The sequence below is a fragment of the Grimontia indica genome (assembly GCF_000333895.2).
GTDB classification, from domain to species: Bacteria; Pseudomonadota; Gammaproteobacteria; order Enterobacterales; family Vibrionaceae; genus Enterovibrio; species Enterovibrio indicus.
In genome coordinates this window covers 24410-37211 of record NZ_ANFM02000028.1, presented here as the reverse complement: position 1 = coordinate 37211, position 12802 = coordinate 24410, and the positions used below count along the sequence as shown (strand labels likewise).

Annotated in this window: 10 protein-coding genes and 1 tRNA gene; all 11 read left to right on the top strand. The window is 50.0% G+C overall.

The window, feature by feature from the left end:
* Positions 1 to 98 precede the first annotated feature (98 nt).
* The 11 genes from D515_RS16175 (at position 99) to D515_RS16125 (ending at position 12752) form a co-directional block, all read left to right on the top strand.
* Positions 99 to 175: transfer RNA gene (locus D515_RS16175), tRNA-Arg, on the top strand.
* A 437-nt stretch (positions 176 to 612) separates the two neighbouring features.
* Entirely contained in the window at positions 613 to 858 is a 246-nt protein-coding gene (locus D515_RS16170; protein ID WP_002540086.1) for an oxaloacetate decarboxylase subunit gamma, read from the top strand.
* A gap of 37 nt (positions 859 to 895) precedes the next feature.
* Positions 896 to 2680, top strand: a complete 1785-nt coding sequence (gene oadA / locus D515_RS16165) for a sodium-extruding oxaloacetate decarboxylase subunit alpha (RefSeq protein WP_002540084.1) — start codon at positions 896 to 898, stop codon at positions 2678 to 2680.
* 10 nt (positions 2681 to 2690) lie between these two features.
* Positions 2691 to 3821 carry a sodium ion-translocating decarboxylase subunit beta gene (locus D515_RS16160; RefSeq protein ID WP_002540083.1) on the top strand — a complete coding sequence of 377 codons (1131 nt, stop codon included), beginning with the start codon at positions 2691 to 2693 and terminating at the stop codon, positions 3819 to 3821.
* A 103-nt stretch (positions 3822 to 3924) separates the two neighbouring features.
* On the top strand, positions 3925 to 4860 hold the full coding sequence (locus D515_RS16155; protein ID WP_039850227.1) for an NADP-dependent oxidoreductase: 936 nt from the start codon (positions 3925 to 3927) through the stop codon (positions 4858 to 4860).
* A complete protein-coding gene (gene yqaB / locus D515_RS16150) occupies positions 4860 to 5447 on the top strand; it encodes a fructose-1-phosphate/6-phosphogluconate phosphatase (protein WP_002540081.1) in 588 nt (195 codons plus the stop codon). Before D515_RS16155 ends, yqaB begins: the two co-directional genes overlap by 1 nt.
* Entirely contained in the window at positions 5434 to 5865 is a 432-nt protein-coding gene (locus tag D515_RS16145; protein ID WP_002540080.1) for a YqaA family protein, read from the top strand. Before yqaB ends, D515_RS16145 begins: the two co-directional genes overlap by 14 nt.
* A 21-nt stretch (positions 5866 to 5886) precedes the next feature.
* Positions 5887 to 8715, top strand: coding sequence for a M16 family metallopeptidase (locus D515_RS16140; RefSeq protein WP_002540079.1), 2829 nt, complete (start codon positions 5887 to 5889; stop codon positions 8713 to 8715).
* A 112-nt stretch (positions 8716 to 8827) separates the two neighbouring features.
* Entirely contained in the window at positions 8828 to 10402 is a 1575-nt protein-coding gene (gene gshA, locus D515_RS16135) for a glutamate--cysteine ligase (protein ID WP_002540078.1), read from the top strand.
* A gap of 87 nt (positions 10403 to 10489) precedes the next feature.
* Complete coding sequence (locus D515_RS16130) at positions 10490 to 11098, top strand: transglycosylase SLT domain-containing protein (RefSeq protein WP_002540077.1); 609 nt, start codon at positions 10490 to 10492, stop codon at positions 11096 to 11098.
* Positions 11099 to 11705: 607 nt separating this feature from the next.
* Positions 11706 to 12752 carry a LacI family DNA-binding transcriptional regulator gene (locus tag D515_RS16125; protein WP_002540075.1) on the top strand — a complete coding sequence of 349 codons (1047 nt, stop codon included), beginning with the start codon at positions 11706 to 11708 and terminating at the stop codon, positions 12750 to 12752.
* Positions 12753 to 12802 lie beyond the last annotated feature (50 nt).

Genomic DNA, 12802 nt, shown 5'->3' with positions numbered 1-12802 from the left:
GTACCTGGCTACGAACCAGGCGGTCGGAGGTTCGAATCCTCCCGAGCGCGCCATTTCACTTTCACCTTGATTGATACCTTTATGCAATCAATGCCTGCGCGACCGTAGCTCAGCTGGATAGAGTACCTGGCTACGAACCAGGCGGTCGGAGGTTCGAATCCTCCCGGTCGCGCCATTTCTTTTCTGCATTTCTATTCGAAATTTCCGACTAATCTCTCACTGTCTCAAAAGCCTTACTTTTCTCTATATTTTCCGTTTTTATACTTTTACTACTTTATCTGCTCACTGTTCTTCTTATTCGAGAAAAAACCGCTTAACTCACTAAAAAATAGCACTTTTACACTGCGAACTTTCCGCAACAAGTTGCAGCCTGTTTTAGGTGTCTAGTATTAACAAAATGGTAACAATTGTCCGTATTTATTGCGTCTGAGGCCGAAAATGAAGCAATTGACGAGTATTGCAGGATTGTCATTATTGCAGTTTGTTAGTATTTTGACCGATAACTTAACTGAGTGAGTAAATTCTCAACAAAATGTAAAATACGTTTCGTTGAGAAAAGTCGTGCCGATTTTCCGGTAAATGGAATACGGTAACCTGCAAGGAAGCAAACATATGGATTTGGGTAGTACTCTTCAGCACGCCGCTACACTCATGCTGACAGGCATGGTAGTGGTTTTCGTCTTTCTTACCATCTTGGTCGGTCTGGTCAAGCTGATGTCCCGCTTGGTCCCCGAAGAGTTGCCACCTCAGGCAACCACCACGACCACCCCATCAAATAACAATAATGGTCAGGTGTCAGGGGAAACTATTGCTGCGATTTCTGCAGCAGTACATAAATACCGTAATCGCCAGCGCTAGCTGATGCGAAACATACAATTACAAGGAGTTTTGTCGTATGTCTAAGCCACTCGCTATTACAGACGTTGTCTTGCGTGATGCGCACCAATCGCTGTTTGCGACCCGTATGCGTCTTGATGACATGTTACCGATTGCCGCTGCGTTAGATGATGTCGGTTACTGGTCATTGGAAACCTGGGGCGGCGCAACCTTTGATGCCTGTATCCGCTTCTTGGGTGAAGACCCATGGGTTCGCCTGCGCGAACTGAAAAAAGCGATGCCGAAAACCCCAATGCAAATGCTGTTGCGTGGTCAGAACCTACTGGGTTACCGGCATTATGCGGATGACGTGGTAGAGAAATTCGTTGAGCGTGCCCACGCCAACGGTATGGACGTATTCCGTATTTTTGATGCGATGAATGACGTGCGTAACTTTGAGAAAGCGGTGAAATCCGCTGTGGATGTTGGCGCGCATGCTCAAGGTACGTTGTCTTACACCACTAGCCCTTACCACACACTGGACACCTGGACAGATCTGGCAAAACGCCTTGAAGATCTGGGCTGTCACTCCCTGTGTATCAAAGACATGTCTGGCCTGCTCAAGCCTTATGAGGCAGAAGAGCTGATCAAGCGCATCAAAGCTTCTTGTGATATCCCTCTTGCGCTGCACTGCCATGCAACAACCGGTCTTTCTACTGCTACTGCAGTTAAAGCGGTAGAAGCGGGTCTGGATGTGCTGGACACTGCGATTTCCTCAATGAGCCAAACTTACGGCCACACGCCAACAGAAACCGTTGTAGCTATGCTGCAAGGCACTGAGCGTGATACTGGCCTGCAGCTCGAGAAAATCGAGCCAATTGCCGCTTACTTCCGTGAAGTTCGTAAGAAGTACGCGAAGTTTGAAGGTCAGCTGAAAGGCGTTGATTCTCGCATCCTGATTGCTCAGGTACCGGGCGGCATGCTGACTAACATGGAAGGCCAGCTTAAAGAGCAGGGCGCAGCCGATCGTTTGGATGAAGTACTGGAAGAGATCCCTCGCGTTCGTGAAGACTTGGGTTATATCCCACTGGTGACACCAACTTCTCAAATCGTTGGTACTCAGGCGGTCATCAACGTACTGACCGGCGAGCGTTATAAGAGCATCACCAAAGAAACAGCGGGCGTGCTGAAAGGCGAATATGGCGCAGCACCAGCAGAAGTAAACAAAGAGCTTCAGGCACGTGTGCTTGATGGTGGTGAAGCCATCACTTGTCGTCCTGCTGATTTGATCGAGCCAGAGCTTCATATTTTGACTGATGAGCTGATTGCCAAGTCGAAAGAGGAAGGCATCTTACTGGCAGAAGCGCAGGTTGATGACGTTCTGACTTACTCTCTGTTCCCACAGGTTGGTCTGAAATTCCTGAAAAACCGTGGCAACCCGGATGCCTTTGAGCCAGTACCAGGTTCTGAACCTGAAGTCGCAGCTGCTCCTGCAGCTCCAGCTTCTGCGGGTGACACTGAAGCTTACAGCGTTCAGGTAAACGGTCAGGTTTACGATGTGGTCGTTGGTCCGCAAGGCGAGCTGACATCTGTCACGCCTTCTGGTGCAGCGCCAACTGCAGCTCCAGTCCCTGCACCAACTGCAGGTGCATCTGAAGCGGTTGCAGCGCCTCTTGCGGGTAACATTTTCAAAGTGGTTGCTAAACAAGGTCATCAGGTTCAGGAAGGCGATGTACTGCTGATTCTGGAAGCAATGAAGATGGAAACAGAAGTTCGCGCAACCCGCGCTGGTGTCGTGCAAGACGTGATGGTGAAAGAAGGTGATTCTGTCACTGTTGGCTCGCCACTACTAAGCCTGGCGTAAGAGGAAAATCATGGAAGGTTTGTTAATCCTCTGGAGTGAAACCGGTCTGGCCAACTTTGAATTTGGCCAACTGGTGATGATCACTGTCGGTTGTATTCTTTTGTTTCTTGCCATTCGCAAAGGCTTTGAGCCCTTGCTGCTGCTACCAATCGGTTTTGGTGCGGTATTGGCGAACATCCCGAATGCCGGCTTTACCGAGCCAGGCGGTGTGCTTTACTACGTCTACTACGTTGGCATTGAGTCTGGAATCTTCCCACTGCTGATCTTTATGGGCGTGGGTGCGATGACTGACTTTGGTGCATTGATTGCTAACCCTCGTACCCTTTGGCTGGGCGCGGCTGCGCAGTTTGGTATCTTCGCCACCTTGTTTGGTGCCATCTTGCTGAACCTGATTCCTGGCATGGAGTTCTCGCTGGCAGATGCGGCATCTATCGCTATTATCGGTGGTGCGGACGGCCCAACAGCCATCTTCCTTGCCAGTCGCCTCTCTCCAGACCTGCTGGGTGCTATTGCGGTTGCGGCATACAGCTACATGGCGCTGGTGCCAATTATCCAGCCGCCAATCATGAAGCTGCTGACCAACGAGGAAGAGCGTAAGATCGAGATGCAGCAACTGCGTCACGTGTCTAAGACAGAGAAAATCATCTTCCCATTGGCGGTACTGATGATGGCGATTCTGTTCCTGCCTTCTGCGACACCGCTGGTTGGTATGTTCTGTCTGGGTAATCTGATGCGTGAATGTGGTGTGGTTGACCGTCTGTCAAACACGGCGCAAAACGAGTTGATCAACATCGTGACCATCTTCCTGGGTCTTGCTGTGGGTTCTAAGCTTCAGGCGGAATCATTCCTGAAGTTTGAAACGCTGGGTATTCTGGTACTGGGTGCGGTCGCGTTCAGTATCGGTACAGCGGCTGGCGTATTGATGGCTAAGCTTTTGAACAAATACAGCAAAGACAACATCAACCCACTGATTGGTGCGGCAGGTGTTTCGGCTGTACCTATGGCTGCACGTGTGGTTAACAAGGTAGGTCTTGATTCCAACCCGCATAACTTCCTGTTGATGCACGCAATGGGGCCAAACGTCGCAGGCGTATTGGGCTCAGCGGTTGCAGCAGGTGTTCTGCTGGCACTGGTTGGCTAACCCTTTAAAATACGCTCACAAAATAATAAGGCGGAAGGCATTGAGTCTTCCGCCTTTTTTATTAACACTGGAAAAAATGCTGGTGCAGAAAAAGGATGAAACCATGCCAAAGAACCTCCAACTTGCGATCACTGCTTTCGGTGAACCAGATACCCTCAAGCTGCAACAAACCGATATTCCCAACCCATCTGAAGGCCAGATACTGGTGAAAGTGGCGTTCGCAGGCGTTAACCCAATCGATGCCAAAACCCGTGCGGGTCTTGGTTGGGGCGCAGAGAAAATCAAAGACAGCTTGCCCTGGACGCCTGGCTTTGATGCAGCAGGTGTGGTCGTGCAGGATAGCGCAACGTTTAAGGCTGGTGATCGTGTCGTGGGTCGTATTGTTGAAGGTGGAGGGTATGGTCAGTATCTTTGCGCGCCTTCTGACGCGCTCTCTTTTGTGCCAGAGGATGTATCTTTGGAGCAAGCCTCAACGCTTCCCGTTGCGGGTCTGACTGCTTTGCAGGCGCTTGAGTTAGTCAATACGACCAAAGACGACAAAGTACTGATCCTGGCAGGCGCAGGCGGTGTTGGCCATATCGCTATCCAGTTGGCGAAAGCAAAGGGTGCAGATGTCTATGCCAGCTGTTCCGCCAAAAATGCAGAGTTTGTTTCCTCGTTGGGGGCTATCGCTTTGGATTATGGCAAAGCACCACTTGAACAGCAGGTTCAGGACATTGATGTTCTGATTGACCTGATGGGCGGCGATGTTGGCGAAGCGGCACTAGCTTCGGTGAAAGCCGGTGGTCGTGTGGTCACTGTGCCAACTATTACGGCTCCGCGCATTATTGAAGCGGCAGAGAAACGCGGTGTCATTGCTCAGGGGATGCTGGTACAGCCGAATGTTACCCAACTTGATGCGCTGCTGAATGCGGTGTCGGACAAATCGCTTACCATCGAAATCAGTAAAATTTATCCACTTGAAGACGGTGTTCAGGCGCATGTCGAAATCCAAAGCGGCAGAACCCGCGGAAAAATTCTTTTGGAGATCCCGCAATAATGAGTCGTTACGACAAATACGAAGCGCTAATTTTCGACCTCGATGGCACTCTGCTCGATTCCATGCCTGCGCACTTTGCAGCCTGGCAGCAAACAGCCTCTGACTTTGGGTTTGAGGTTGATGAAAGTTGGTATCACTCCCGTGGTGGCAGTCCGACGATTTTGACGGCTCAAACTTTGGTGAAAGAGTTAGAGCTGGCGATTGAGCCCCAAATATTGGCTGACCACAAAACGCAGTCTTTCAAATATCTGATGGAAGATCATCTTGAGCAACTGCCGTTTGTTGAAGTGGCTAAATACTATGCAGGCCAAAAGCCGATGGCAGTAGGAACAGGAACCTTGACTGATATTGCGACGAGAATGCTGGAGAAATCAGGGCTTCTCCATTTGTTTGATTATGTGGTGGGGGCGGATCAGGTCTCTGCCCACAAACCTGCGCCGGATACCTTTTTGCACTGTGCGCAGCTCATGAATGTGTCACCGGAAAGGTGTCTGGTGTTTGAAGACGCGATATTTGGCATTGACGCTGCGGCCGCAGCAGGGATGGATGTCATAGATGTACGGGTGACAGACGTTGGATTGGATTAGTGGTGACTCTGCGCTGTGGGTCTTGTTTTCGACCGGTTTTCTCAGCGCAACCTTGCTTCCCGGTGGCTCAGAAGCCAACCTGATTTACCTTCTTAAACAGAGTGATTACGGTATAGCCATACTGGTCATGGTGGCGACTTTGGGTAATACCCTTGGTGGCATGACCAACTATTGGATAGGCCGTTTTATTCCTGCGCGAACCCTTAGCCAAAAACACGGTCAAAGAGCCATTAGCTGGCTGCAACGTTACGGTTACTGGACCTTGCTGCTAAGCTGGCTTCCTATTATTGGTGACCCCCTTTGTCTTGCTGCCGGATGGCTGAGACTCAAACAACGTTGGTGCTGGATCTTGATAGCGATAGGTAAAGCGCTGCGTTATCTCATTCTGGCACTGGTCACCCGAGGCCTTCTTTTTTAACGATCATAGAAAGGATAGTTAGTGCGTTATTTTATCCTCACTGCCGCTGTATTAGGGCTGTCGGGTTGTGGCGTGTATCAGGCCACTTCCCAGCCTTCATTGCCCGAAGGCATCACGTTTATCGAACAAGAGAAAGCAGGCGAGAACACCCCGTCGATTCCTTATCAAAAATACCAGCTGGACAACGGCCTGACAGTGGTCTTGCATCCGGATGATTCTGATCCTCTGGTGCATGTGGACGTGACATATCATGTCGGCTCCGCGCGTGAAGAGCCAGGTAAATCTGGCTTTGCGCATTTCTTCGAGCACATGATGTTTCAGGGCTCGAAGCATGTCGGCGATCAGCAGCATTTCAAGTTTGTTACCGAATCTGGTGGTAGCGTCAATGGCACCACTAACCGCGACCGCACCAACTACTATCAAACCGTGCCTGCCAATGAGCTGGAAAAAATGCTGTGGCTGGAATCGGACAGAATGGGTTTTCTGCTTGAAGCGGTCTCCCAGCGTAAGTTCGAAATCCAGCGTGACACGGTGAAAAACGAACGGGCACAGAACTTTGAAAACCGCCCGTATGGTCTGGTCCATGAAACGCTGGCCGCGGCGCTTTATCCGCCAACTCACCCTTACAGCTGGCCGACGATTGGCTATGTAGAGGATTTGAACGGCGTTGATGTTGACGATTTGAAAGCCTTCTTCTTGCGTTGGTATGGCCCGAACAATGCCACGCTAACCATTGGTGGTGATATCGATGTTGAGCAGACACTGAAGTGGGTGAACAAATACTTTGGTGATATCCAGCGTGGGCCGGAAGTGAAAGCGGCGGACAAATGGCCTCTGACTATTGACGCTGACCGTTTTGTGACGCTCGAAGACAATATTCAGCAGCCAATGCTGGTGATGAGCTGGCCAACCGAATACCCGGGTGCGGATTCCCGCGTGGCGATCGATATGTTGGGCTCGGTGCTAGGACAAGGGCGAAACAGCCTGCTGTATCAAGATTTGGTGAAACCGGGGAAAGCGCTCAGTGCCAGTGCCTATCAGGATTGTGCAGAGCTTTCCTGTAATTTCCAACTCTACGTGTTAGGTAACCGTGATCAGGATCTTAGCGAGCTTCGCGGTGATGTGATGAAGGTGCTGGATTCACTCAAAGTCCGCGGCATCAAAGAAGACGATCTGGAACAGGTGAAAGGCAGCGCGGAAGCAGGTGCCGTGTTTGGCCTGCAAAGTGTGCAGGGTAAGGTTTCCCAGCTTGCGTCGAATGAAACCTTTTATGGTGACCCAGATAGGCTGGCAAGCTGGCTTGATGAGCTGAATGGCGTGACCACCCAAGACGTGGAAAATGCCTTTAGCCGCTTTGTGTGGCAACAGCCTTCGGTGAATGTGTCAGTGGTGCCTAGAGGTCAACAACGCCTGCAAGCGGCTGAGCAAAACTACACCGCAACCCGGGCGATATCATCCGGTGAGTCAGAAAAGCAGGTGATGCGTTACACCCCGGAAACGTTTGATCGCAGCGTACCGCCGGCCCCTAACGGTTCAGTATCGGTGAAAGTACCTGAGCTTTATCACGCCAAGCTGGGCAATGGGATTGAGATCTCCGGCGCTGAATCAAACGAAACGCCGACAGTGACTGTGCATCTGGTGCTTCCTGCCGGAAGTTTGATGGAGCCAAAAGGCAAAAATGGATTGGCGTCTCTGACGGCAGATTTGATATCTGAAGGCACGACCAATCGAAGCAGTGAAGATATTGCTGCTGAGTTAGATCGCCTTGGCTCAAGCATCAGTATCAGCGCGTCATCACGTGGTACCACAATCAGTGTTTCCTCATTGACCAAAAACCTGCGTGAAACCCTGACGCTTGCGGGGGACATGCTGTTTAACCCGCGCTTTGATGAAGCAGATTTCGACCGCTTAAAGAAGCAGGCACTGGAAGGTATTCATTTCAGTCACCAAACGCCGCAATGGCAGGCGGGGCAGGCCAGACGTGAAGTGCTCTACAGTGACCCCTGGCACGCTTTGCCGTCAGAAGGTACCAGGGAAACTTTGAGTGGTCTGACGCTTGATGATGTGAAACAGTTCTATGCAGATAATTATACGCCCGACAATGCGCGACTGATTGCGGTCGGAGACATTGATAAGCAAACCTTACTGTCTAAAGTGAACGGCTTGAGCCGCTGGAAAGGGAATAAGGCCACTGCGCCAGCGCCAGCAGAGCTCAAGCAATATCCACAATCGCAGATTTGGCTGGTGGACAAACCGGGCGCGCCGCAAAGTGTGGTGCAAATGGTACGTCACGCTATGCCTTATGACGCAACTGGTGAGATGTTCAAAACCCAACTGGCAAACTTCAACTTGGCTGGAAATTTCAACTCGCGCCTTAACCTGAATCTTCGTGAGGACAAAGGCTACACTTATGGAGCTGGCGGCTATGTAGTGGGCAATCAGGACACAGGCCGTGTCGTATTTCAGGCGCAAGTGCGCGCAGACAGTACGGTCGATACCGTCCGCGAAATGCAAAATGAACTCAACGAGATGGCGTCAAGTGGCATCACTGACGATGAGTTGAAGTTCCTGCGACTTGCCGTAGGCCAAAAAGATGCGTTGAGCTATGAAACGCCTGGTGATAAAGCCGGTCTTATTGCCAACATGATGCGCCATAAGTTGTCGTCAGATTACAAAGCGCAGCAGAGAGCCATTATTGAGACGGTTTCAAAGGAAACCCTCAATGCACTGGCGGCAAAATGGTTCGAACCTGACGCGTATCAGGTGATTATTGTGGGAGATGCGGCGACACTTGAACCTGCACTTTCCACACTGGGACTGCCCGTAAAGCGTTTAGTGGTTGAGAATTAACCCCTAAACTTCGGCAGGGAAGCCAAGAGTAAATACAGTGAGATGGCTTTTGCCACCAAGAGTGATTATGCTTAGCCATCTTACTGCTTTATGACAATAAACGAGTGCAGCCTTGACTAGTTTCTCCCAAAGGTTGGAAGCGTTCTCCGCAAATCCGGAAGCGCTTAAAGGCATAGGCCGAGGTGTTGAACGCGAAGCATTGCGCATCACACCCCAAGGCACGCTGTCCTCCGACGCCCATCCAAAAGCGTTAGGCTCTGCCCTGACTCATCAATGGATTACCACCGACTTCGCCGAGCAATTGCTGGAATTCATCACGCCGGTGACCTATTCCGTGCCTGAAATGATCTCGCAACTGCAGGACATTCATCGATTCACCTATCGCACACTGGGCGAAGAATCGTTGTGGCCAATGTCGATGCCTTGTTATGTCGCGAACGAAGATGACATCACCTTGGCACAGTACGGTTCGTCAAACGTAGGTCGAATGAAGACCCTGTACCGCCAGGGTTTGAAGCACCGCTATGGCAGCGTGATGCAAATCATCTCCGGCGTGCATTTCAATTTCTCGTTCCCAAGCAGTTTCTGGCAGCAGTTGTTTGGCGATCAGGCACCGTACGCAAGACAGGAATCCGTCTCTGAAGCGTATTTTGGTTTGATCCGAAATTACTACCGCTTTGGTTGGATGATCCCTTATCTGTTCGGTGCCTCACCAGCGCTGTGTGGATCTTTTATCAACAAAACTGAGTCGAAACTGGATTTTAAAGAAGTGGGCAAAGGTACCTGCTATCTGCCATACGCAACCTCACTTCGTCTCAGTGACTTGGGCTACACCAATAATGCACAAAGCAGCCTGAAGATTGGTTTTGATAGTCTAGAGCAATACCTGCGAGGTGTTCGCGCGGCGATTGGTACGCCATCCGCAGATTTTGCCAAGATCGGCGTAAAAGACGAAAACGGTTATCGTCAGCTCAACAGCAATGTGCTCCAGATAGAAAACGAACTGTACGCGCCGATTCGTCCAAAGCGAGTGGCGAAAAGTGGTGAAAAACCGTCTGAAGCGTTGGAGCGCGGCGGTGTTGAATACATCGAAGTTCGCTCGCTGGATGTGAACCCGTTCAGCCCGGTGGGCATTGATGACTATCAGGTTTACTTCCTCGACTTGTTTATTACTTGGTGTGCGCTGTCCGAGTCAGCACCCATGACAGATTGTGAGCTGCAATGCTGGCGCGAGAACTGGAACAAAGTGGTGTTGGAAGGACGTAAACCGGGTCTGACGCTGCAAATTGGCTGCGATGGTGAACAACTGACGCAAGCCGAGTGGGGACGCCGTGTCTTTGCTGATCTGGCTGAACTGGCAATTGTGATGGACAAAGCTTACGGCGGCGATAAGTACCAGTCTGTTTGCAACGAGCTGTCAGGCTGGTTCGACAACCCGGATAAAACCCTATCAGCGAAACTACTGAAAGATGTACTCGATAATGAAAGCATCGGTAAAGTGGGTATTGGCATTGCTAAAGACAATCAGGCCTTGTTTGCCCAGGGTGACTACGAGACTTTCTCTAAGCAGCAGTTTGAAGCAGAAAGCGAAGCCAGCCTGAAACGTCAGCAAGATGTGGAGCAAGGCGACGGTATCAGCTTCGAGCAGTATCTGGCCGAGTATTTTGGTGATAGTGTATCACTCTGATGTGATACTGCTTTAGCAATAAACAGGCTGGTATCCCCAGCCTGTTTTTGTATGTGCCAATAAAAGCAACAGATAGAAAGGATACCCATGCGCATTTCTCCCAAATGGCTGCTTGTTCTCAGCGCACTGGTATTGAGCGGCTGTGCGGCTCCTCCACCGAAAAATCCCGATAATATTTGCAGCATTTTCCGCCAGTATGATGATTGGTACGAAGATGCGGTCGACATGGAAGATGAATGGGGAACGCCAATCCATATCGCAATGGCGTTTGTGAAACAGGAAAGCTCCTACGTTCATGATGCATTACCTCCCCGGGACTATGTGCTCTGGGTGATCCCGTGGGGACGTGTCAGCAGTGCATACGGGTATGCACAGGCTCAGGACCCTGCGTGGTCTGATTATCAGAAAGCGACCCGCAATGGTGGCTCCCGCACCGATTTTGGGGATGCTATGCAATTTATTGGTTGGTACACCAGCGAAACCCAGAAGCAACTGGGAATTTCGAAGTGGGATGCTTATAACCAGTATCTTGCTTACCACGAAGGACGTGGTGGTTTTAAGCGCGGGACTTACAAATCCAAGCCGAAAGTGATGCAAGTGGCGAGAAAGGTCGAGCGCCAGGCGCAAACTTACGGTGGGCAGTTGAGAAGTTGCCGTGAAGAGTTGGAAGATAACCGAAGCTGGTGGTCATTCTAGCTGGTTTCACAAAAAGGCCTGTTTCAGACAACCAAAAGCGCCGGACCAGGCGCTTTTTCGCGTTTAGCTAGCCTATAGCTACCCAAATTTAAAAACTCGTAGAACCTTTATTCAGGTTGTCCAAAACCCACTGCGAATTGGCGTTGCCTGCTCGAATCTTGACCCGTAATCAGGCGCTTTGAGTTTAATTTCGTGTTTAAACGTATGAGTTTGGCTAGGTGAATTTTCCATAGAAAGACTCAAACACCCATCTTTATGCTGCATAGATTAACGTCGTCGCTGACCATCACCAGACTGACTATCATTGACTGATAAGGCAGAGTGTCGGGCATATCAGAGTTGCTTGATGATACCCAACACACAGGAATCATGATTATAGCCATTTGGGGTTTTGTCACGTGCCAACGAAATTTCGTGATCTAACCGAGCTAACATGTAAATGATTAACTTAATTTTAACAAAATGGTGATATCGATCGTATAAAATCTTTTAATTGGCGCGTTTTTGTTCTATTTTTTTACAAGAATTTCACATGGAAGGTTCCAAAAACATTTTTGTGGGTGATGAATAAATTATCTCGATGTTGTGCTTTTGGGATGTGGTGGCTATGAAAGCTAACGATGGAAAGGGTTTTCCTCAAAAACGTGTCACGATGATTGATGTGGCTAAAGCTGCTGGCGTCTCAAAATCTACAGTTTCATTGGTACTCAATGGCAGCGAGTCAGTCAGTGATGAGAAAAAAAAGCGGGTCAATGATGCCTGCAGAACCCTTGGTTACGTCTATAACGGCGGGGCTGCTAGCCTGCGTGGCGGGCGTTCAAAAATTGTAGCCATCCTCTCCAACAATCTTACAAGTCCCTACTTCAGCCAAATAATTAAAGGGCTGGAGCCTTACCTCGATGAGCTGGGCTTTATCCCTATCATTATGGATGTGAACGAGAGTATCGAGCGTCAGAATCAATTTGTTCATGCGCTTCGCGGTCACAATGTCGCTGGCATTATTATCACGCCAGCCCCCGGCACTGATAACCGTTGGATAGACAATATTGTTGCCACCGGGCTCCCTATCATCTCAATCATGCGGGAAGTTGAAAATTCTCTCTCCCCGGCAGTCATGGCTGAAAACCGATTGGGAACCTATTTAGCAACCCGTTCTTTGATTGAACTTGGCCACAAGCACATTGCTTTTGTGGGGGGGCTGGAAACTTTTATTGATCTCAAACTGCGTCACCAAGGCTTTATGGATGCCATGGATGAAGCCGGTTTAACGGTTCCTGATAATTATATTCAGCATAGCCCGAGTAGCCGTTCTGGAGGGCATGAAGCCACTACCCGCCTTTTGTCATTGGCTCCCGAAGTGACGGCTATTGTGTGCTTTACCGACGTCGTGGCTTACGGCGTCTATACCGCTTTACACGAAGCCGGAAAACAGCCCGGCGAAGATGTCTCCGTTATTGGATTTGATGATTTGGAAGATTCCCGCCTGATTTATCCCGCTCTCTCAACTGTGAGGGTAAAGGGAGAAGATATTGCGCGGGAAGCATGTTACTTGCTGCAACGCTTGCTGGCTCAACAACAAACACCCAACAAAATACTCGTCGGTGTTGAGTTGATCCAGCGACTGTCTACGCAGGCACCCAAGAGCTTGGTTTAACAAGCTCTGCGTAGTAGGTAGTCGCTGCAAGTTGTTTGGGTACACGGACC

Excerpts from the sequence above, each read along its gene's own strand:
- D515_RS16125 (WP_002540075.1), top strand. The coding sequence starts at position 11,706 with ATGAAAGCTAACGATGGAAAGGGTTTTCCTCAAAAACGTGTCACGATG.
- yqaB (WP_002540081.1), top strand. The coding sequence starts at position 4,860 with ATGAGTCGTTACGACAAATACGAAGCGCTAATTTTCGACCTCGATGGC.
- D515_RS16155 (WP_039850227.1), top strand. The coding sequence starts at position 3,925 with ATGCCAAAGAACCTCCAACTTGCGATCACTGCTTTCGGTGAACCAGAT.
- oadA (WP_002540084.1), top strand. The coding sequence starts at position 896 with ATGTCTAAGCCACTCGCTATTACAGACGTTGTCTTGCGTGATGCGCAC.
- D515_RS16170 (WP_002540086.1), top strand. The coding sequence starts at position 613 with ATGGATTTGGGTAGTACTCTTCAGCACGCCGCTACACTCATGCTGACA.
- D515_RS16130 (WP_002540077.1), top strand. The coding sequence starts at position 10,490 with ATGCGCATTTCTCCCAAATGGCTGCTTGTTCTCAGCGCACTGGTATTG.
- D515_RS16160 (WP_002540083.1), top strand. The coding sequence starts at position 2,691 with ATGGAAGGTTTGTTAATCCTCTGGAGTGAAACCGGTCTGGCCAACTTT.